The sequence below is a fragment of the Vibrio owensii genome (assembly GCF_002021755.1).
In the GTDB taxonomy this organism is placed as follows: Bacteria; Pseudomonadota; Gammaproteobacteria; order Enterobacterales; family Vibrionaceae; genus Vibrio; species Vibrio owensii.
In genome coordinates this window covers 2,274,129-2,296,168 of the sequence record NZ_CP019960.1, presented here as the reverse complement: position 1 = coordinate 2,296,168, position 22,040 = coordinate 2,274,129, and the positions used below count along the sequence as shown (strand labels likewise).

Genomic DNA, 22,040 nt, shown 5'->3' with positions numbered 1-22,040 from the left:
AGTCAGAGACAAAAAAGCGCCTTTAACTGGCTGAGTTAAGGGCGCTTTTGTTTGGCTTTAGAGGTTTACCTTGAGCGGATAAATATCAGCATCGGCATCATGATAACGAACATCACCCCGACCAACTGGAAGGTGTGCACAAAGGCCACCATTTGCGATTGTTGATGGAGCATGTTCTGGTATTGCTCCAAAGCCGCAGGATCAGTAATCGACAACCCCTGTTTCGCAGCCCAGTCATGCAACACTGGGTTATAAGGGTTAAAGCCTTCTCCCAAAGCGTGCCATTGCTGTTGGCTGTCACGGTATTGGTATGTAGTCGCAATCGAGATACCAAACGAACTACCAATGGTGCGGAACAGGTTAAAAATACTCGCCCCAGCCACCGATTGCTCTTTTGGCAATGTCATGTACGCCAGTGTCGATAAGGTCGAGAAGGTCAAACCTAAGCCCATACCTTGAATCATACTTGGCATCACGATCCAGAAGGTATCGATTTCCATGGAGTACAAGGTCATGAGGTAACTACCAATACCGATACAGGTTAGGCCAAAGACAATCTTCAACCTTGGATCGAATTGTGGGTTAATCACAATCACCAATATCAGCATACAGGCGGACGCCAGCCCCCGTGGTGCCATTAACATACCCGTGGTGGATACTGGGTAGTTCAATAAGCTTTCAAGCAACATCGGTTGTTGAGTGGTCAAGCCGAACATGGCCATCGACACTACCGCCATCATTAAGGACGAGACCATGAGGTTTTTGTCCTTGAGGAGCCACAGAGGCGCAATGGGGCTCTTGGTCTTCCAACTGCGGTAGATCCACATGATTAAGCCCATGATCGCCAGCAGCACTGCGGTTTGGATAATGCGGGAGTTAAACCAGTCTTCGTCATTACCTTTGTCGAGCACGAACTGCAACGCACCGACCCCGAGGGCCATATAGCCAATGATCCACCAGTCGAAGTTTGGTTTGGATTTGTTGCTGATGTGGATGTAGCGATAAATCAACGCAGTACACACCAAGCCAAATGGCAAGTTGACGTAGAAGATCCAACGCCAGTTGATGTTGTCAGTAATCACACCACCCACTACTGGGCCTAAAATCGGACCAAGCAAGATACCGATGGAGAAGATCGCCATCGCCTTACCTTTTTGCTCAGAAGGGTAAATCTGAACCAATGTCGATTGCGCCAGTGGAATAACCGAGGCACCAAACGCACCTTGGATAATACGGAACACCACCATCTCTTCGAGTGAACCCGCTTGCCCACAGAAAGCACTGGCAATCACAAAGCCGATCACCGCCACCAGCATGACTTTGCGCTCACCAAATCGCGATACCCAGAAACTGGTCATCGGAATGAAGATCGCCTCAGCCATGCTGTAGCCAGTTAGCACCCAAGTGATTTGGTCTGCCGTTGCGCCCAACGCGCCCATCATGTGTGAAAGCGACACGTTAGCAACGGTCATGTCTATCAGCACCATGATGGCCGAAAGCATCACGGCGACGGTGGCTATTCCCCGTTTGTCGGCCGTAATCTCGTTACTCATTGTGCGTTACTTTTCAGATCAACAGTCACTTCAGAACTTGCACCCACACGTAATTGTGGCGCGCCTTCAGGCACTTCAAGTGTCAAACGCACAGGGAAACGTTGTTTGATTTTCACCCAGTTACCGGTTGCGTTTTCTGGTGGCATCAAAGAGAAAGAAGTACCACTTGCAGGCGACAGTTCTTCCACTTTCGCATCCCAAACCACATCTGGGTACATGTCGATCACGACTTCAGCGTGCATGCCTGCTTTGATATGTGTTAGGTCAGTTTCTTTAAAGTTTGCGCGTACCCAGTAGCTGTCTTTCACAATCACAGGGAACAGAGTTTGGCCAATGCCGACAACAGAACCAGTATGTGTGTTGATTTCACCCGCGATACCATCGACAGGAGAAGTGATGTCGGTGTAGCTAAGGTTCAATTCCGCTTGTGCAAGTTGCGCCGCCGCTTGTTGAACAACCGCTGCCTCTGCACCTTCTTCACCGCGGTTTGCGATTGCTTTTTCTACCGTTGCACGTGCTTGTTCTAAGCTTGCTTGAGCGTTAGCGAGTTTGTTCTTCGCAGTATCCAAATCTTGGTCAGATGCTAATTTGCGTTTCACTAGCGAGTTAGTACGTTTGTACTCCAACTGCGCTTCGGTCAGGTTAGAACGCGCCGCATCCAACCCTGCCACCGCTTCAGTCACTTGCTTGTCGGCCACATCGTGTTGTTGAACCGCCAATTGGTAAGCCGCTTTGGCTTGTTTGACTGCTAGCAGATAAGGACGAGAATCAATCTTTAATAGCAGGTCGCCTTTGTTCACCACTTGGAAGTCTTTGGCTTCTACTGAGATTACTTGGCCTTGAACCTGAGGAGCGACAGACAGGATTTTAGCTCTTACATAGGCATCTTCCGTACTCGGGTGGCTGTCAGAGTATTGCCAAGACCAGTACATCGCACCGAAGCCGATAGCACAAACGAGAAGGAAAAGGATTTTGGTCAGTTTGGATTTCGAAGAGGATTTCTTCGCGATATCGTCGCTCATTTATATTGTCCAAGTGTTCAATTATGTGATCAGTGTAGGATTTTTCCGCTTTCGAACAACAAGATGATCTGAAAGGTTAAGATCCGATTTTGAGCGTTGATAATTTGTTCAAATGATGCGCAAAGATATTCACACTCTAATCGTTCATAAAGTATAGAAGACGCTAATCATTCCGCGACTTAGACAATCACATTGACGAATATTTCAGACATAAAAAAGCCCCGTTAGTCTTAACTCTAACGGGGCTTTATGGTCATTTATCTTTAACTATCAATGTGCTGCAGAAAGCTGGGCAGTTACTCTTCGACGTTGTAGCCAAATCACAACACCAAACAGCAACATTGCCGGAATCCACATCCACTCTTTGCGATAACGCTCAACAGGCACACGCACATCGACAATTTGTTGGTCGAACTGCAATCCTGCTGCCTCTGCTGGGCTAGCAAAGCTAACGATATCAATCAGGGTTTGTTCACCTTGCTGATAAGTAGCGATACCCAATGCGTCCAGCTTATCTTGTCCGGTTTCCCCTTCAGGAACCGACAACAACACCGAGAATTCACGCATCTTACCGACCGCATCTTCACCGCTGATGCGCATTCTAAGCACACTGCCCTCTTCTAGCGGCTCAAGCGTTTGTGCCAACTGGGCAGGATTGCTCGATTGGTACGGGTCCACCACCATGTCGATCCAGAACCCTGGACGGAACAGAGTAAAGGCCACCAGCAAAAGCAGAACGCCTTCGTACCAACGGTTACGAGTCAGGAACCAACCTTGCGTCGCAGCAGCGAATATCAACATCGCAATGGTAGAGATAACAAAGATGGCGATGCCGTGCGCCCAATCAACATCAATCAACAACAAATCCGTATTGAAGATAAACAGGAATGGCAAAGCTGCGGTTCTTAGACTGTAGTAAAACGCGGTTAAGCCCGTCTTAATTGGATCGCCTTTCGACACCGCAGCAGCAGCAAACGAAGCCAGACCCACTGGCGGCGTTACATCTGCCATAATGCCGAAGTAAAACACAAACAAGTGCACTGCAATTAACGGTACGATCAAACCGTGTTGTTGACCCAGCGTGACGATAACAGGTGCTAGCAAGCTCGATACCACGATGTAGTTAGCCGTCGTTGGTAAGCCCATGCCTAGAATCAAGCTCAATACGGCGGTAAGCATCAGCATGAGTAGCAAGTTGCCCATCGATAGCATTTCAACCAAATCAGCCAATACTAAGCCAACACCTGTTTGCGATACCGCACCAACGATTACGCCTGCAGTCGCGGTCGCGATACCAATGCCGATCATGTTGCGCGCACCAGCAATCAAGCCTTCACGCAAATCAATACAACCGTCTTTGAAGTTACCGTAATCGTGTTTGCCGTCTTTACGCATCCAAGTCAGCAGAGGACGCTGAGTCAGAACGATCACCACCAGAATCACGCTGCCCCAAAAAGCAGACAACCCCGGAGACAAACGCTCGATCATCAAACACCATACCAACACCACCACAGGCAGCAGGTAGTGCAAGCCAGACAACAAGACTGCACGCGTATTTGGTAGCTGTTCTAGCGGAGCATCTGGGTCTTCTTCTGGTAACGGCTCATTGCTTGCTGCCACTTTTAGCAGCGCCAAGTACACCACTGCAAGAATCAATGCCATTCCCGGTAGGACAAAGTCACCCAATACTGGCTTCAACCATCCTAAGCCGTAGTAGACCGCCATCGACAATCCAGAAATCAACGCCGCACCAAATGCAAATCCCGTGAGTCTCGCTAGCCAAGGTTTTGAACGTGCGGCATCAATCGGCTGCATGCCCAACTTGAGCGCTTCTAAATGAACAATATAAAGCAGGGCAATGTAAGAAATAGCAGCAGGTAAGAAGGCGTGCTTGATGATTTCAACGTAAGGAATGCCGACATATTCCACCATCAAAAACGCCGCAGCGCCCATAACAGGTGGCATAATTTGCCCATTCACCGATGACGCCACTTCCACTGCACCGGCTTTCTCTGGAGAGAAACCCACTTTACGCATCATAGGAATAGTGAACGTACCCGTGGTCACTACGTTGGCGATGGACGAACCCGAAATCAAACCCGTTAAGCCCGAGGCAACGACGGCCGCTTTTGCAGGGCCGCCACGCAAGTGCCCCAACATGCTAAATGCCAATTGAATGAAGTAGTGCCCCGCTCCAGCGCGTTCCAACAACGCACCAAACAGAACAAACAAGAATACAAAGCTGGTCGATACACCAAGCGCAATACCAAACACACCTTCTGTAGTGATCCACTGGTGGTTAGCCAACGCATCCAACTGCACGCCGCGGTGGGACAATAAACCCGGCATATATGGGCCTGCCAAGCTGTAGCCGATAAACACCAACGCAATCACAGGCAAGGCTGGGCCCAACACTCGACGCGCCGCTTCTAAAAGCAGAGGCAAACCAATCAATGCGGTAATAAAATCTCCAGTGGTTAAGCTGCCCGGACGTTGTGCAAGTGCTTCGTACATAACAAACAAGTACAGTGAAGACGCACAAGCAATCAAACCCAACATGATGTCGAAGGCAGGAACACGATCGCGCGGGGAGCGCTTAAAAGCAGGGAAGACAAGGAAGGCAAGCAACAAGGCAAAGCCAAGGTGAATGGCGCGCGTTTCGGTGTCGTTCATCACACCGAAGCCAACAATAAAGGGCAGCGGAGACGCTATCCAAAGTTGAAACAGAGACCAAAGTAACGCCAAACCCGCAATCAGCTTTTCCATGATTCCGGTTGGCAGGCGAGCACCCACATCTTGGGCAATCAGTTCTTCTGCCGACAGCTCACTCGGATGCGTATCAGCATGGGACGTGGAGATCGTCTTATCCATAATTTTCTCACAAACAACAGAGAAGCAAGCACTGCGAATCCATCACAGCGCTTGCTAAAAATCGAAGGTTCTAAGAGTTAGTTACAACCAGCCGCGCTCTTTGTAGTAGCGCACCGCACCTTCATGCAGTGGTGCAGACAGACCCACTTCAATCATTTCTGATTCTTTCAGGTCTTTAAATGCTGGGTGCAAACGCTTGAAGCGGTCTAGGTTGTCGAACACAGATTTCGTCAGTTGGTACACCAACTCAGGATCCGTCTCTGCTGTGGTTGAGAGCACCGCTTTGCCGCCGATAGATTGCGTATCGTTCGGGTTGCCACGGTACATTCCGCCCGGAATGGTTGCTTTGGTGAAGTAAGCACGCTCGGCAAGTAACTTGTCGATTTCAGGACCAGTCACTGGCACTAACACCGCATCCGTTGTGGTTGAGGCTTCTTGAATCGCGCCGTTTGGGTGGCCAACAAAGTAGCTCATTGCATCGATGTTGTTGTCACTCATTGCGGAAGCTTGTTCTGCAGGTTTTAGATCCGATACCAAGCTGAACACATCTTGCGACCAGCCTTTTGCTTGCATCACTTGCTCAAACGTGTCGCGTTGACCAGAACCAGGGTTACCAATGTTGACGCGCTTGCCTTTCAAATCGTCGAAATTAGTGATGCCCGCGTCTTTACGCGCAAGAATGGTGAACACTTCACTTTGTAGTGAGAAAACGGCACGAATGTCCGTCATTGGTTGGTTATTTTGGAAAGGAGCCACACCTTCTAGGGCTTTGTATTGGTGATCTGACTGCATGATGCCGAAGTTATATTCGCCACTGCGCAAACCATTGACGTTTGCCACGCCACCACCACTGGCTGGTGCATTACATTTAATGCTGTGGTCTGCCGCACCACGGTTTACAAAACGACAAATAGATTGGCCTGCCACGTAATAAACACCCGTTTGACCACCCGTGCCGATAGTAATAAATTTCTCTGCCGCACTTATTTTCTCACTGTATGAGAACAATGATACTGCCGAAGCAAATACTGCAATGAGTGTGGTTCCTTTCATTTTAAGTTCTTCCTGTCTATCGATTGAAAAATAAAGACATTTTTCTCAGCTAACGACAGCAAAACTGAAAAATACTCGCGTAAAATTTCCACGCTTTACGAGTAATTTTCCTTAGTCAGCCAGTCCTTAGCTTCATTTTGTAATATTTATTTTGACGTTCGATTAATAATTAACCGAATGCTTGTCATCGAATTTATCAGAACAATTTCAAAACCTAGCTATAGTAATTTTTCGCTTTTCTCAGCAATCGAGAATTAACAGAAAATTCATTTTTTAGTCGATGCGTTTACAAATAGAAAAATCATAGAAATAGGAAGAGAAAGGAGAGATGAGAAGAAGAGAAAATGAAATAAAAAAAAGAGGGGCAATCCCCGCAACTGCCCCTAAAAGTCATGCCAATAATATTGTTGTTCTTTTGCTACTGCTTTTTCTTAGAACTTGTAACCGCCGCTGATCATGAATACCCAAGGGTTGATTTCAACGTCAGTTTTTTGTTTCGCGCCACCCGCTTTGTAGGTCGCTTCTGTTTCAATGTTTGCGTACCACGCCGATGCGTTTAGGAACCATTTATCGTTGATCATGTAGTCCACACCAACGTTTGCAGCTAGACCGAATGAATCATCCAATTTCAAATCAGAAAGGCCAGCGCCTTTACCCGTACCGTTAAAGCCTTCATCAAAGAAGATGGTGTAGTTTAGACCCGCACCCACGTATGGGCGGAATTTGCTTTGTGAGTCACCAAAGTAGTACTGAACCATCACTGTTGGTGGCAGGTGTTTTGTCTCACCGATGTCACCAAGGCCAAGTAGATCTGTAGAAATATCATGGCTAAACGGCGTTGCAGCAAGGACTTCTAAGCTGATGTTGTCGGTAAACATGTAACCGAACGTCAAGCCCAGCTGCGTGTTGGAATCCACTTTAAGCTCTTCTTGAGAACCTAGGATTTTGTCACTGCTGTCATTTGGTACAACGGATGCCGCACCAACACGTAAAATGAAGTCACCTTCACTGTGAGCGAAAACACTTGGAGACACTAACGCAGCAACCACTGCTAAACTGCAGATTGTTTTTTTCATTGTTATTTCCTTTTGTAGGGCTTTGTTTCTTTTTGTACTCAGCTGCGCTCTTCCCTTTTGGGCAGTTCCTTAATGAATCCAAAACCTTGAAGCACGCGAGTATCACTATTTTCTTGAGCTGCGCGCAATCTAGCATATAGAAACCCTACTATTTTGATGGAAATCAATTTGTGAAAAATATAGCTTTTCCGTATACAAAAACGCCAAATTGATCAACAAATTATGCAAATAGGACACAATCCTGTAATGCAAACTGTGCGTGTGAGAAGCGTGCGTCGCAGTTCTCATTCCGCTTCCTCTGTGAGCCTCTGTGCTAAACAAAACTTTTTTCTCGATATGCTCGGGTTATTTTCAAAAAATACCCACTTCAAATCGCCAATTTGACCGCTTAAATTGGCGATTTTCGGCCTTTGTAAACCACTGAAATACAACAAGTTATATTTCTGGAAAATCAGTCACTTAGGGTGTTAGTCTGCTTCCAACCTAACAAGGAAAAGATAAAAAGCCATGATTAAGACCGATCTCACTTTCGAACAGGAAGACTTTTCTCATCACGATTTGCAAAACACCACTTTTGAAAACTGCCGCTTTTATCAGTGCAATTTCGACCACGCCGATCTGAGTGATGCAAAGTTTATTGACTGCCGTTTTATCCAGCCGAGCGACATAGAAGGCTGCAGTTTCCGTTATGCCAAGCTCAAAGACGCCAGCTTTAGCAACTGCATGTTGGCCATGTCCCAGTTCAATGGTGCGGATTGCGTCGGCATCGAACTGCGCAAATGCGATTTGAAGGGTGCAAACTTTCAAAGTGCCAACTTCGCTAATCGCGTCAGCAATACCGTGTTCTTTTGTATCGCCTACATTACTGGCTGCAACTTGGCTTACACCAACTTTGAGCGCGCACTGCTAGAGAAATGCGACCTGTTTGAAAACCGATGGAACGGCGCTAATTTGATGGGCGCAAGCTTTAAAGGTTCTGACCTATCGAGAGGAGAATTCAGCCAAGAGCAATGGGGCAGCTTTAATATAGAAGAGAGCGATCTTACCCATGTCGACTTAGAAGGTTTGGACATTCGCCGCGTCTCTTTATACGGTGTTAAGATCTGCGACTGGCAGCAAGAACAACTGCTCGCACCATTTGGACTGATCGTTATTTAGGAAGCATTATGAATCTGTTTAGAGACCTACCCAGTGATCTGAGTGAAGAAGTGTTCGAAGATTTACTCACGCATAAACAGCTGCGCATCGAGCGTATTGTCTCAAAAGGGCAAACCACGCCAGAGGGCGAATGGTACGATCAAGAAGAACATGAGTGGGTTTTGGTGCTGCAAGGCGCAGGCGAACTGACTTATGAAGATGGAGCTGTAAAACGTTTAGAAGCCGGTGACCACATCAACATTCCGGCGCATACAAAGCATCGCGTCAGTTGGACAGATCCAGAACAAGAGACGATTTGGTTGGCGGTTTTCCACTGCTAGATTGTCAATCTTTATTGTTATTCCGACGAGCAGGTAAAGAAAAACGGGGGAAAGAAACCCTAACTTTCCCCATGTGCGCAATAAAGGGTCTAGGTGAGGCGCAAAAGAAATTGAAGTCATGACTCCGAGCCAGTCTCCCAACCGTTACTCAGAAATGAACCTAGTCATCACTTCAATGTTCATAGATAAAAACGTGTTATTGGCGTGAGAGTGTGTTTTGTTTGCGGTTGTATTCGAATCGATGGCTTTGCTCAACGGTGTCTTTGACTTCTAGCCCTTCCATCGTCGTTGTGCCTATCTCCAGCCGAACTTGATCACTGTTCAAGTCCACTATCAGCTCATCATATTGGCTTTTTTCACCATTCTCGTCGTACTGCAAACGCACCTTATACGTGCCTTTGCTTGCATCATATTCAGCTTGATAACCTTGGTTGAATGCCTCAATCGCAATACCTTCTGGATACACCACCATGTCAACACGCGTTGGTGCTTCGGTGAATTTATAGGTTGAGATACCAAAACGGGTTTCGATGATGTCCGCTTCATAAAAGAAGTGTTCAATCTCGTTTGATGAGCTGACCATCACCATTTCAGGTGTGAGCCGCATCAAGTGAAACTCAAAAATCAGAGAGGTTTTGTTGTCACCAACATTCGGGACTAATGCTTCTAACTCCGCGAGGGTACTCACATTAAAATCACGCAAAATGTTTAATGAGAGTCGATCGAGCGTGTAAGTCACTTTGCGAGACAAGTTCTCGGCCTCAAAGCCCAGTAAGTCATCGCTGATGGTGTCGGTGATCGAACGATGCAGCAGATCAATACCGTCTACCTCATAGTTCGCTCTGTGATCTTTAAACTTAGGCACAGAGTCTGTCGTTATTCCTTCGCCACCACAGCCACTCAGTGCAAACATCACCGCAATACTCGCTATTGCTTTATGCATCTATACACGCTCCTTTACCAAGACGGCGGCAGTGTAACGATTGCGGCAACGAGTTGATGTAAGCGTATGTAAGACGGGCTTATTATTACAACCAAGTAAAAGTCATTTGAATTTTTATGGGATTATCATTTTATTCGACATCAATATACTAGCCCCATTCCAAATTAACCGATGACGAACGATAACAATGAGCTGGTTTTTCTTACTTTTAGGCGTGGGCGCAGAAGCCCTTTCACACGTTGCACTTAAAGCCACTGATGGCTTTAGTAAACCGCTGCCTGCAACCCTTGTCTTGATTGGTCACTTGGCTGCTTTTGTCTGTTTGGCGCAGGCGATGAAAGGCGGCATGCCAGTTGGCATTGTTCACGCTCTTTGGGCAGGTTTGGCAATTGTATCGGTGACTTTAATCTCGCAATTGGTTTACCGCCAACACATGGATACTAGCCTTTGGATTGGCATGGCACTTATCGCAGCGGGCGTGATGGTGATAAACTTCTCTCACGGACACGCACACTAAACCATAAGGCAGCGGATTGTCAGATAGCCAAAAGCCCTCTCTCGCACTGTTTGATTTTGATGGCACCATCACCGATGAGGATATGTTTAGCGCCTTCCTCCACTATTCTGTTTTTGGCCTGCGCAAGTGGGTCGGAAACGTTGTGATTCTGCCGTTCTATGCGCTCTACAAAGCAGGAGTTATCCCGGCTAAACGAATGCGCCCTATCGCCAGTTTCATCGCCTTTGCAGGAAGAAGAACGCGAGACGTTGAAGCGTTAGGAGCCCAGTTTGCAAAAGAGGTGATTACAAAACACATTCGCCCAGAAGCCCAAGCGAAACTGGAATGGCATCAAGCGCGAGGCGACACCATTGTCGTTGTCTCAGCATCACTTAACGCCTACTTAAGACCGTGGAGCCAAACGCACGGCTACCAATTACTTTGTAGTGAGTTACTCGGCGAAAGTGAACGCATTAATGGTCGTTACCAAAGTGGCGATTGCAGTTTGGAAAGAAAGGTCGAGCGTGTTCAACGCGCTTTCGACTTGAGCCAATACGAGACGATTTACGCTTACGGCGACACCCACGAAGACATTCCGATGCTCAAATTAGCCAGCCATGCGATGATGAATTGGCAACCTTGGCAAAGCGAAAACAACCTGAATTAAAACAGAAAACCCTTCTTAATTGAGAAGGGTTTTACGTATTTGAAACGAGTGGCGCTTAACGCCAAACACCCCATTCACCTGTGGTTCCCGGTTCTTCGCCAGTTGTCCACCACTGGGCAGTCCATTCACGACCATTGTGCGTCACGACATCTCCTTGGTTGTACACCGCGTCTTTGCTCCAAAGGTTGGTCGGCTCAACTGGTGGCGTGGTATCACCTTTAATCAATGACAACGCGTAGCTAAAGTTAGCGTTCGGAGCCAACACTTGGTTTGCGTAGATGTTGTTGGTATCGAACATGTAGTGCTTCATTGCTTCGTGCCAAATACCAACGTACCAATCGCCCGTTTGCTGAGAATTAAATTGGTCGGCTAACTCCGCTGCCCACGTTGTCGTGTTGTTTGCACTGATTGCTAGTGACAGATCGACGATCTCAGTGCCCGTTGCATTAAACGTGCGGAATCGTACCGTGTCTCCCGCTTCTACCGGACCAAAGCCTTGTGGGACAAAATAGCCCAGAGCGGTCAGGTTGTTTGCTGGATCTGTTGGGTCAACCGGATCGGTAGGAGGCGTTGTACCATTACCATTTAAGGTAATGTCACTACAGTTGTAGAAGCCCTCACCTGCCACATCAATACGTTGCCAACGAGTATAAAGAATCGCATCGCCTGAACGATCTGCCGGGAAGGTTACCTGCATGCGGTAGCGTTTTTCTGCATCCACATACACATCGCCAGCAGTATCAATCAGCTCTAAATCGTCCCAAGTCAGTGGCTGAGTATCATCATAAGTAGGTTTAGAAAGATAAAACTCCCAGTAAGACGGGTTATGTGGCGCTTTGCCAAAGAACACCAATTCGATTTGGTTATTCGCATCTGGCGTTACATTCGTGCGCTGCCAATTTGGCGATGGGATATTCAAACCTTTTTTAGCTGCATCACCAGCTGAACAAAGTTCGCCATCACGCACAATAGCTTTCACGTGTGCCATGTCACGGTAGTTCGGTACGTTTGCAGCAATCTCACTACGTTGTACAAAGGGGTAAGCACCCGATTCGTCATAGGCTGCCTGACACGCTTGGTTTGGAATTTCATTGGTCCAAAAACCGCCGTCTAAATAACAGGTGTTTTGGCGAGCGCTTGGAAACTCGACCCAGCCGTGGGCACTGACATTAAAAGAGCTTAAAGCCGCAAGTGCGCCCAAGCTTGCAAGGGGAAGGGTTACGTATGATTTCATCATTCATCCTTAAATTTTATGACCCGCTGCTCGCGAACCGGGCAGCGACGTAGAAAAACTAGCAGGATGCGATTATTTAGAAGGTGAGAATAAATTCTGGAATTGTCAGATTGCAGACTGCTTTCCAGCATTTTATGTGGACTCTGCTCATACTCGACTGACTCTTTCGAGTCACTTCAAATTGATGTGCTACAAAATCGAGGGCGAAGGATTAACGCTCATCTTTTGGCGTGTCCATCACCACCATGGTCGTAATGGCTTTAACGTGTTCGCATTCCCCGAGAACATCGGCATGAAACGCTTTGTATGCCGCAAGGTCTTGAGTTTCGACTCTTAATAGATACTCGTTAGAACCCGTAATGTTGTGGCACTCGACAACTTGGTCGACAAATCGAACGTGCTCTTCAAAGCCTAGTTGTGCGTGTTTGGAATGCGATGCCAAGCCTATCGACACATAAGCGACAAAACCGACGCCCATTTGCTGATTATCCAGCACCGCTCGATAACCTTTGATCACGCCTTTACGCTCCAAATCTTGCACTCGACGCAAGGTCGCGGATGGCGATAATCCAACTCGTTCAGACAGCTCCACATTGGAGATTCTTCCGTCTGATTTCAGCGCTTGCAATATTCTTTCGTCAAATCTATCCATGATGCTCTTTTGTTGTTTAGCGAGTGAGTATTCGTCAAATAAAAGCACAAAATTGATGGCGCTTCTACCTATCATTGTTCTCGACCGGTCAGAAAACGTAATCCCTTGCCTGCTGATTCGCAGGCAAAACAGAAATGCAGGAACACATTATGGAATACCATCAACTTGGTGCGTTGGCACTGTTTGCGTTTGTCTCGACCTTCACTCCGGGACCGAACAACATCATGCTTATGACGTCTGGTGCTAACGTCGGCTTTAAGCGCACTATCCCACACATGTTGGGCATCACACTAGGTTTCGCCGCGATGCTGATTTTGGTTGGCATTGGTCTTATGGGCTTGTTTCATGCGTATCCGATCACGCATAGCATCCTCAAGGTAATGAGCCTGACTTACTTGTTGTACCTCACGTACAAAATAGCAACCAGCAGCAAGACGGAAGTCAAAGATGATTACCGACCAATGAGTTTTTTGGGTGCAGTGGCATTTCAATGGGCGAACCCTAAAGGCTGGTCAATGGCACTCACTGCCATCACCGTATACAGCAGCGGCGGATCTTGGCTAGAACTGGCATTTATCGCCGGCATCTTCTGTTTAGCGAACCTGCCTTCTGTGACTTTTTGGACGGCGGCAGGCATGCAACTTCAACGTTGGTTGACCACGTCTAAACGCGTAAAAGGCTTCAACTATGGCATGGCGGCGCTTCTGCTTTTGTCCACTATCCCAATGATATAAATGACAAAACAATGAAAGATAAGTGTGACTTATGCCAAGTTTTAGCTAGTCCTTTGTTCGGTAAGTACAAATAATCGCCACTTCCACGGATGGATTGGGTCATAGTAGCAACAGCAGTGACTAAAACATGAAAACTTAATAAGCATCCGCCTGAGCTAATTTAGTGATTAGGCGCACTTCGTCACTGCTTTGTCATGGCGCTGTATTTTGCCGCGACAATCGATTCACTCTGACCAACAAGCACGATGCTGACAGGTCTGTCACACAAGGAGCGTTACACAATGCGTACTCGCAAGCTCATTCTTGCTACCGCTTTTGGCTTACTCGTTTCGGGTTGTAGCCAAACCTCGACCACCACAACCTCAGAGATCATTCCGCCAGAATATCCGGTGGAATATTTCTTCCGTAATTCAGAAGTATCAAGCTACCAAATCTCCCCAGCTGGCGATTACATTTCGATGATGAAACCGTGGCAAGATCGTAAAAACGTCTTTGTTCATCCCGTAGGCAAAGCCGATCAAGTCAAGCGCATCACATCCATTGCTGATCGCGACATCGCTTACTACTACTGGGTTGGCGATGACACCATCATCTACTCTCGCGATACAGGTGGTGATGAGAACTTCTACCTCGTTACGGTGAACGTAAAAACGGGTGAAGAGAAAACCATCACACCAACGTCCGGTGTCGTGGCTTATGTTATCGACACCTTAGAAAGCCAGCCTGACGACATTCTTATCACGACTAACGAGCGTAACCGACAAGTGTTTGATGTTTATCGTCATAACTTGAAAACCGGTGAAAACACGCTGGTTGCGCAAAACCCAGGCAACGTGCGTTACTGGGGTACGGACCACGATGGTAACATTCGCGTGATTTCGACTTCAGACGGCGTAAACACTGCAGTCCTCTATCGTGACACTGTGGATGAAGAGTTCCGCCCATTGAAGAATCTCACCTTCAAAGAAGACTTCTCGCCAATCTCGTTCACACCAGACAACAAGAACTTGTACGTTGCTTCTCGTATTACCCGCGATAAATCCGCGATCATTGAATACGATGTGAAAGCAAACAAAGAAGTGCGCGAGATCTTCTCTCATCCAGAAGTGGACGTCACAAATGCGAGTTACTCAAACGCACTGAACAAGCTCACGACGATCTCTTATGTAACGGACAAGCGTCAGTACCATTTCCTTGATAAAGGTTATGAAGAGACTTTTGAGCGTCTGCAAGAAAAGCTTCCGGGCGTTGAAATCTCGGTGAACAACACGACTCGCGACGAGAGAAAAATGATTGTCGTGACCTACAGCGACACCGACCGTCCAAATTACTACTACTACGATCGCGATTCAGACCAACTTGAGAAGTTAGCTGCAAACGCACCTTGGCATAAACCAGAAGACATGGCGGAGATGAAGCCTATCACTTACACCGCTCGTGATGGCTTAACCATTCATGGTTATCTAACACTGCCAAAAGGTCGTGAAGCAAAAGATTTACCACTATTGGTCTTGCCACACGGCGGTCCTTGGGCGCGTGACCATTGGGGCTTCCAACCAGAAGTTCAGCTGTTTGCCAACCGTGGTATCGCTGTACTGCAAATGAACTTCCGTGGCTCAACGGGTTATGGCCGTGAGTTTTGGGAGAAGTCGTTCAAGCAATGGGGTCAGTCGATGCAAGACGACATCACAGACGGCGTAAAATGGGCGATTGACCAAGGCTACGCACAAGATGGCGAAGTGTGTATCTACGGCGCATCTTACGGTGGTTACGCGACATTGGCTGGTGTGACGTTTACGCCTGACCTGTACAAATGTGGTATCGACTACGTTGGCGTGTCTAACCTGTTCACCTTCATGGATTCTATCCCACCATACTGGGCACCTTTCCTAGCCATGCTGCATGAGCAAGTGGGCAATCCGGAAGATCCAGAAGATGCGAAGATGATGAAGGCCTATTCACCAGTGTTCCACGTAGACCAAATCAAAGCACCACTGTTGGTTCTGCAAGGCGCGAAAGACCCACGAGTGGTGAAGAGTGAGTCTGACCAAATCGTTAATGCTCTGCGCGACCGCGGCGTTGAAGTGGAGTACATCGTTAAGGAGAACGAAGGTCACGGCTTCCGTTCACTAGAAAACCGTCTCGATGGTTACCAAGCGATGGATCGATTCCTGAAAACACATTTGTTAGAGCAAACGCAGTAAACAAGCTCCATTCTTCTCTCAAGGGCACTTCGGTGCCCTTTTTTATTGTCCCGTCACTATCTTATAAAGCGGGACGACGAAGTGTTCATTTGAGCGAGGCGTACCGAAATTAAATCGCCGATTCTCAGATCAGAGTGTAAATTTAGATAAAGACACTATCTGCCTTATTGAGATGCTGTTAATCTTAGATGAGAAAGAGAATAGTTATCAAACGTAGTGAAATGTGAATTAAAATGAAAAAGAAACCACAACCAAAAAGCCTCGTTGTCATCAACACACAAGCCGTAACACCGAACATGCAGCGCATTACCCTGCAAGGTGACGCGCTAGGCAACTTCCCACAAGATTGCGAAGGCAGCTACATCAAGCTGTTATTCAACGAAACCGGCGGCACTGATATTCAAGGCTTCTCAGAAGACAACCGCCCTGTCATGCGTACTTACACCATTCGTCGCTTCGACCCACAAGCATGCACAATTGAAGTCGATTTCGTACGTCACATCACCAAAGACCTACAATGTGGCTTTGCTGCGCGTTGGGCAATGTCTGCCAAAGAAGGCGACACCATTAACATCGCTGGCCCTGGCAGCATCTCGAACCTAAATACAGAAGCTGATTGGTTCTTTATGGCGGCGGACATGACTGCACTGCCTGCGCTATCAGCGAAGATTCGCACTCTGCCAGAAGACGCAACAGGTTATGCGGTGATCAGTGTGATCTCTGAAGCGGATATCCAAGCTCTCGAAGCACCAGCAGGTATGGAAATCCATTGGATCACAGAGCAATCACTCGAAGATAAAGTTCGCTCGCTGGAATGGAAAACAGGTGAAGCAGCAGTGTGGTGTGCTTGTGAGTTCGACTCGATGCGTGCGCTACGCCAATACTTCCGTAACGAAAAAGAAGTGGAACGTGAAAACCTTTACCTCAGCAGTTACTGGAAACAAGGCGTATCAGAAGATGGTCACAAGGTCATCAAGCGCGAAGATGCTGAGTTAAACGAACAGTAACGTCCACTTACCACAAAAAACAAAGCCAAGTTGCCACAGATCAACTTGGCTTTTTCAATGGATTGAGTTCATCACTCAGCTCATGTTTTCAGCCAAGAAATCAATCAGTAAGCGCACTTTTGGCGACAGGTTTCGATTTTGTGGGTACAGTGCCCAAATACCTTCACGATCATCTCGGTAATCGGTTAACACTTCCACCAGCTCGCCATTGTCTAACGCCTCTTGCACGTAGTAGTCCGGCAGTTGCACCAAACCTAAACCACGTTTTGCCGCATCGACCAACGCAAAGCCACTGTTGCATTTGATTCGGCCAGAAACACGTAGAGACTTCTCACGCTTTTGCTCTTTAAAGTGCCAGTAATCTGCTGTACCGACCAAACATTGGTGATGACTCAGTTCAGACAAGGTATGCGGTTCGCCAGAGCGATCTAAGTACGCAGGGCTAGCACACACGTAAAGCTGTCGGGATGACAAACGCTTGGCAATCAAACTGGAGTCTTGCAAACGTCCAAGACGAATCGCCACATCGACGCCTTGCTCAATCAAATCTAACTTTTGGTTAGTCAGATTCAAATCCAGATTTACCTGCGGGTATTTCTCAATAAACTGGTGCAACAACGGCGCTAGGTTCATCTCACCGTAAGTCACAGGAGCGGTCACTTTGAGCAAGCCTTTCGGTTCTGCTTGCATTTGCGTTACCGCCAATTCGGCCAACTCCAAGCCTTCAACAAGGTGTTTACATTGCTGGTAATAGAGTTGCCCCGCCTCGGTTAGTGAGACTTTTCGCGTGGTACGGTGCAGCAACTTAACCGCCAAACGCTCTTCCAACGCTGACACGCGGCGGCTGATTTGCGCCACCGATGTTTTCAACTTGTTGGCTGCGCCCGTGAAGCTGTTGGTTTCTGCGACAGCGACAAACTCGCTCACGCCTTCCCAATTCGCCATGAATGTGGTTCCTGTGGAATTCTATGTATTGCGTATTCTCACACAAAGTTTCATGTGGAGAAAACCTGTTTAAAAAGGATAGCCGACTAAATGGACCGTCTGTTGTGGCCAAATGATGTTCAGCGAGCACACCATAGCGTCGCTCGTGCTAACCCATTTATTGGGCTGAACTTTCATGTGTAAGTTGTTGATCGGTTGATAACCGCTGGACTGGTAGACATTGGTACGGCCAAACAATACCGAGAAGGCATCGCCTCGCTCCAAAGCATCTTGATGTACCGCCTTAAGCAGTAACTTCACCAACCCTTGTCCTCGTGAATCAGGCTGCACACACACTTCGGCAATACCACTTATTGGGAAAGATTGGTCATCAATGATCACTTGTTTTTCATGGACCGCAACATGGGCCGCAAGGGTGTCTCCGTCCCAAATGAGGTAACGGTGGCGAGGCATTTCATTGAAGTATCGTTGAGTTTGGAAGATTTTGTCTTGCTCCTTGGTGAAGCAAGTGGAGAGCAAACTTCTTAGCTTTGCGTCGAGTTCTTGGGTGACTTCATCATCAAGTATGTATTCAAAGCGCATGATTTACCTCATTTATTTCTCATGGTTAAAGGTAAACCTTTGAAAAGCCACTTACTGAGAGACAGCGCAAATAAAAAAGCGCAGACTGAGCTGCGCTTTCCATATTTTAAATAAGGGGGCTATTCGCTTTTGAGAATATCGCGCTTCACTTCGCCTTTAAGATCAATCAGCGTTTGCTGCTCAGTATCGATCAGGAAGTGATCACTTGCTTGTCCAGTCGCGAACTTCTCAAGAATCACAAACAGGCTACCAAAGCGTGAGCGGAACACTTCGCCAACCGAGTATTCACCTAAGTCACCAAGCTCAGAGTCTACCGTTCCGGCGAACTCAGATAACTCTCGACTTAGTAGCTCATATTGCAGCAATTGTGCTTCTTCAATGTCACGGAACGCCAACTCATCGGCATTGCGAAGACGGTAAAAATCCGTTGCTAGCTCTTCACCATTCCATTCAGCAAAATCGGTCAACGTAAAGCCGCCTTCTTGAGCAATGGCTTCTGCTTGTTGCGACGCGGCTTGCCAGTCTTTCTGGAACTGTTCGTAATCCACAACAGCGCTCTCGTTACAGTTGACGATGTCATAGCCAAGCTCTTTCGCTAGCTGGCACACGGTAAATTCCGTCGAAAGCTGAGACATAATCAGCATGTCGTCGCCATCCATGTGCATGATCATCTCACGCATTTCTAATGGCCAATCACTCGGTAAGAAGCGCAGGCGCGTCAACTCTCGAATGTGCCAATCTGTCAGTGCGTAGTAACTGTCGGCTTCAAGAATCTCTTTGTTCCAGATGCTCGCCTTTGCAGTTTCATCATCACCTGCTTGTTCAGTCAGGTGTTCATGCTCACGTGCATAGTGCTCAAACAATTCGTTGTAGCCAGCCACTTTGTCGATCACGACCGTTTCTACTTCAACTTGGTGATCAGGACGAATGTTCAACAGTTTATAAGCCGGAATGTAGCCCGCCAGAGAAGGCGCCTGGATGTTAAACAGCGTGTGTTGCACACCGTCAATCACATAACTTTTCTTGCCGGTATCATTGAAGTGCATGTGGCCGCCAACGTGAATGCTCAAACCCGTCGCAGCCAGTGCTTTACTGGTGTCGTCGTTTGGTTCACGAGAAAGCTGATGACTGCCTTCACCAAACAGGTCTTCTATGTCTTCTGACGCACCATTGTAGAAATCGGTCATTGGGAAATGGCTGAATGACACCAAGGTTTTATTCTGCTCTTTCGCCGCTTTCACCACATCGCTGATCCACTCGATAACGTGCTGCTTGTGGGTCAACATCATGTTGTAACCTGCGCTGCTAGAGCCATCAAAGTCCTCACCATTGACCGAACCATCTGGCAAGGTGTCTTTTGGTTTGTAGACGTTTGCGTCGATGGCCAACAACCACAAGCCTTTCACTGGCTCTACCAAGTAGCTGGTATCTGGAACCACCGCACAGTTGGTGTAACCATCTTGTTTGTACTCACCGCCCGTCCCTTGGTGGCAAATCTCAAACATACGCTTGTCGTAAGTCGCTTCTTCCGAAGCAAGTTCGTACGAGTAGTTGTTGCGGGCTTCATCACTGCTGTAAGGCGTTTCGAAGTACAGGTACTCTTCTTGTGGGTAGAAACCGTGCGTACCAAGGATATCCATGATCTCCTTGTAGCCCCACTCTTTCACTTCTTCCGTACAGATAGTATCTAAGTTTCCATCTTCACCCGGAATCGTGCCCCATTCCCCTTCGTAATCAACACACTCATCTTTACCACGGCTGAAAATGCGTTGTTTCTTACCGTCTTCACCAAGGTAATCCGATTTGCCCGCGGCGACGGTAAATGGCTTGCCCGGATCGTGGTTACCCGGCGCTGCAAAGAACTCAAGTCCGTATGTTTCACGATAGTGGTCGAAGATTTTAACCAAACCACGCATGTGCACAGGTTGGCCGTCATCACTGAAATCGCCCGGTAGCGCCACATACTTAATTCCGCGCTCTACCACGTCATCCAAAGCCGCAATCATTGCGAAGTAGTTTTCATTGAACAGACGAGTCGATTCCATCTGCGATTGCATGGTTCGAATCGTCGCGTACTTACCGCTTGAGTTGGTATACAAGCCTTGGAAAGAGCCGTCTTGGAAATCACCATACACATCGTGGAAGTGGATGTCTGGCATAAAGGCCACTTGGACTGGCGCTTCGAGTTCTGGGGTGTCACTGCTAGAAGAGTCTGAATTACAGCCAACTAGAGTAGCGGCAATCAGACCGGAGAGTACGGTCAATGTACTGCGTTTCATTTTTCTCATCCCGATAAAAGAGTAATAATTTTGAAATCGGGCGAGGAGCTTAGGTAGAAAAAATGACAATTAGGTTGCGACTTTCTTACAACTTATCGCAAGCCGTTCCGTTCTGTGACCTTCGTTCACACTCTTTTTAATCAATAACTTAAACCAATAAACAGCTTGGAGTAGACCAAATCAAACCCATTGATGCTCACTATACTTTTCGCCAAGCATCAATGGTTAAGTCATTCAGAATGGTTATAGCTGAGGCAGTGGTTTCAGGTCTTGATACTCGGCATTCAGCTCAATACCAAAGTGTTCTTTCAGTGCTGATAGGTAGCTTTGCCCTTCTGCCAGCTCTTGCTCAACCACTTCATTATTCAAACGGTGCTTTAACGTGTGGTTCGCCAACGTGATGATTCCCAGCTCGGTCGCTAGCGTGGCAACACGACTGGACGTAAAGCGCGAATGAGGTGACGTTGACGCATAGTGGTTTCCACACACAATGTCGCCATCAAACACATGTTCAAAGTCCAAGCTGTACATATCAATCCACTGGTTTGCATCATCATAAGACTGAATTTGTAGCATGTAGCCAACACGCTCATCCTCAACAAAGCGGAATGTTTGCAGATCGGTATGAATAGGTTGATTAGTCACAAAAGGCAGCGGTGCACGTGGTGTGTTTGAGCCAAAGCCTGCATCGACAATCCACTTTTCATCCCCAAGCGTCACCAAAGTGAACTGATGCGTTCTGCCCGAAGGAGTGCCAGATAAGTGTACGCGGCCTAACAGTGGTCTTGCTTCAAAGCCGACCTGTTTGAGCACTCTTAGCAGCAGACCGTTCAATTCAAAACAGTAACCGCCGCGCTCGTGGTAAACCAGCTTGTCGATGATGTCTTGTTCAGACGTCGAAATGCCTTTACCCAATGCGATATCAAAGTTCTCAAATGGCAAACGACGATGCTGCGCGTTATGCAGAGCAAAGAGCGTATCCACGCTGACGTCCAATTGCTGCGTTACGCCAATCTTGTTTAAGTAAGCCTTTAAATCTTTGTTGTTCATTCTGATCCTAAATCGATGTTTCTTCGCAATGGCCGACACAATAAAACCTCAACCACGCTTGAGGTCAAACCCCAAAACGAATTTTCTCGTCCTTACTTTGTTTTTCTCCAACTTACCCTGTTTCGCTCGCATAAATCATTGCGCCTTTTTGTTGATTATTACGTATGCGTAAAAATCATTTTCAATTTAACCGG

General features: G+C 47.4%; 19 protein-coding genes. 7 read left to right on the top strand and 12 right to left on the bottom strand.

All coding sequences use genetic code 11. The features are described from left to right. Positions 1 to 65 precede the first annotated feature (65 nt). The 5 genes from A9237_RS26770 to ompW form a co-directional block, all read right to left on the bottom strand. Positions 66 to 1,553: an MDR family MFS transporter gene (locus tag A9237_RS26770; RefSeq protein ID WP_005434843.1), complete on the bottom strand. Its 1,488-nt coding sequence runs from the start codon at positions 1,551 to 1,553 to the stop codon at positions 66 to 68. Further along, on the bottom strand, positions 1,550 to 2,575 hold the full coding sequence (locus A9237_RS26765) for an HlyD family secretion protein (protein ID WP_009706795.1): 1,026 nt from the start codon (positions 2,573 to 2,575) through the stop codon (positions 1,550 to 1,552). The genes A9237_RS26770 and A9237_RS26765 overlap by 4 nt, the downstream gene beginning before the upstream one ends. A 270-nt stretch (positions 2,576 to 2,845) precedes the next feature. Next, positions 2,846 to 5,446, bottom strand: a complete 2,601-nt coding sequence (locus tag A9237_RS26760; RefSeq protein ID WP_078610199.1) for a TRAP transporter permease — start codon at positions 5,444 to 5,446, stop codon at positions 2,846 to 2,848. Positions 5,447 to 5,527: 81 nt separating this feature from the next. Then, positions 5,528 to 6,499 (bottom strand): TAXI family TRAP transporter solute-binding subunit, encoded by a 972-nt coding sequence (locus A9237_RS26755; protein ID WP_020195112.1) that lies wholly within the window; start codon positions 6,497 to 6,499, stop codon positions 5,528 to 5,530. 431 nt (positions 6,500 to 6,930) lie between these two features. Continuing rightward, on the bottom strand, positions 6,931 to 7,575 hold the full coding sequence (ompW, locus tag A9237_RS26750) for an outer membrane protein OmpW (RefSeq protein WP_005434835.1): 645 nt from the start codon (positions 7,573 to 7,575) through the stop codon (positions 6,931 to 6,933). Between the two features lie 507 nt (positions 7,576 to 8,082). Between ompW and A9237_RS26745 the strand changes: the two genes are divergently transcribed. Together A9237_RS26745 and A9237_RS26740 are read left to right on the top strand one after the other, a co-directional pair. Continuing rightward, the gene (locus tag A9237_RS26745; RefSeq protein ID WP_078610198.1) at positions 8,083 to 8,733 is read left to right on the top strand and encodes a Qnr family pentapeptide repeat protein; all 651 of its coding nucleotides are present in this window, start codon (positions 8,083 to 8,085) and stop codon (positions 8,731 to 8,733) included. 8 nt (positions 8,734 to 8,741) lie between these two features. Then, on the top strand, positions 8,742 to 9,053 hold the full coding sequence (locus tag A9237_RS26740; RefSeq protein ID WP_078610197.1) for a cupin domain-containing protein: 312 nt from the start codon (positions 8,742 to 8,744) through the stop codon (positions 9,051 to 9,053). A gap of 196 nt (positions 9,054 to 9,249) precedes the next feature. On the opposite strand, the gene A9237_RS26735 is transcribed toward A9237_RS26740, so the two are convergent. Continuing rightward, positions 9,250 to 9,996, bottom strand: coding sequence for a hypothetical protein (locus tag A9237_RS26735; protein ID WP_078610196.1), 747 nt, complete (start codon positions 9,994 to 9,996; stop codon positions 9,250 to 9,252). Positions 9,997 to 10,183: 187 nt separating this feature from the next. On the opposite strand from A9237_RS26735, the gene A9237_RS26730 reads away from it, so the two are divergent. Together A9237_RS26730 and A9237_RS26725 are read left to right on the top strand one after the other, a co-directional pair. Next, positions 10,184 to 10,513 carry a DMT family transporter gene (locus A9237_RS26730; protein WP_005533114.1) on the top strand — a complete coding sequence of 110 codons (330 nt, stop codon included), beginning with the start codon at positions 10,184 to 10,186 and terminating at the stop codon, positions 10,511 to 10,513. A 16-nt stretch (positions 10,514 to 10,529) separates the two neighbouring features. Then, the gene (locus A9237_RS26725; protein ID WP_061010913.1) at positions 10,530 to 11,159 is read left to right on the top strand and encodes an HAD family hydrolase; all 630 of its coding nucleotides are present in this window, start codon (positions 10,530 to 10,532) and stop codon (positions 11,157 to 11,159) included. A 55-nt stretch (positions 11,160 to 11,214) separates the two neighbouring features. On the opposite strand, the gene A9237_RS26720 is transcribed toward A9237_RS26725, so the two are convergent. Both A9237_RS26720 and A9237_RS26715 read right to left on the bottom strand, forming a co-directional pair. Beyond that, positions 11,215 to 12,393: a lytic polysaccharide monooxygenase gene (locus tag A9237_RS26720; protein WP_020195107.1), complete on the bottom strand. Its 1,179-nt coding sequence runs from the start codon at positions 12,391 to 12,393 to the stop codon at positions 11,215 to 11,217. Between the two features lie 211 nt (positions 12,394 to 12,604). Beyond that, the gene (locus A9237_RS26715) at positions 12,605 to 13,045 is read right to left on the bottom strand and encodes an Lrp/AsnC family transcriptional regulator (protein WP_027726611.1); all 441 of its coding nucleotides are present in this window, start codon (positions 13,043 to 13,045) and stop codon (positions 12,605 to 12,607) included. A gap of 149 nt (positions 13,046 to 13,194) precedes the next feature. Between A9237_RS26715 and A9237_RS26710 the strand changes: the two genes are divergently transcribed. The 3 genes from A9237_RS26710 to A9237_RS26700 all read left to right on the top strand — a co-directional run bounded on the left by A9237_RS26710 (position 13,195) and on the right by A9237_RS26700 (position 16,990). After that, a complete protein-coding gene (locus tag A9237_RS26710) occupies positions 13,195 to 13,779 on the top strand; it encodes a LysE family translocator (protein WP_078610195.1) in 585 nt (194 codons plus the stop codon). A 281-nt stretch (positions 13,780 to 14,060) separates the two neighbouring features. Beyond that, complete coding sequence (locus tag A9237_RS26705) at positions 14,061 to 15,983, top strand: S9 family peptidase (RefSeq protein ID WP_078610194.1); 1,923 nt, start codon at positions 14,061 to 14,063, stop codon at positions 15,981 to 15,983. A gap of 233 nt (positions 15,984 to 16,216) precedes the next feature. Further along, positions 16,217 to 16,990: a siderophore-interacting protein gene (locus tag A9237_RS26700; protein WP_078610193.1), complete on the top strand. Its 774-nt coding sequence runs from the start codon at positions 16,217 to 16,219 to the stop codon at positions 16,988 to 16,990. A gap of 75 nt (positions 16,991 to 17,065) precedes the next feature. Here A9237_RS26700 and A9237_RS26695 read toward each other — a convergent pair whose 3' ends face one another. The 4 genes from A9237_RS26695 to A9237_RS26680 form a co-directional block, all read right to left on the bottom strand. Further along, complete coding sequence (locus A9237_RS26695; RefSeq protein WP_005434817.1) at positions 17,066 to 17,935, bottom strand: LysR family transcriptional regulator; 870 nt, start codon at positions 17,933 to 17,935, stop codon at positions 17,066 to 17,068. A 69-nt stretch (positions 17,936 to 18,004) separates the two neighbouring features. Then, the gene (locus A9237_RS26690; RefSeq protein WP_078610192.1) at positions 18,005 to 18,517 is read right to left on the bottom strand and encodes a GNAT family N-acetyltransferase; all 513 of its coding nucleotides are present in this window, start codon (positions 18,515 to 18,517) and stop codon (positions 18,005 to 18,007) included. 119 nt (positions 18,518 to 18,636) lie between these two features. Continuing rightward, positions 18,637 to 20,796: a metallophosphoesterase gene (locus A9237_RS26685; protein WP_078610191.1), complete on the bottom strand. Its 2,160-nt coding sequence runs from the start codon at positions 20,794 to 20,796 to the stop codon at positions 18,637 to 18,639. A gap of 243 nt (positions 20,797 to 21,039) precedes the next feature. Then, positions 21,040 to 21,846, bottom strand: coding sequence for an arylamine N-acetyltransferase family protein (locus A9237_RS26680; protein ID WP_078610190.1), 807 nt, complete (start codon positions 21,844 to 21,846; stop codon positions 21,040 to 21,042). Positions 21,847 to 22,040 lie beyond the last annotated feature (194 nt).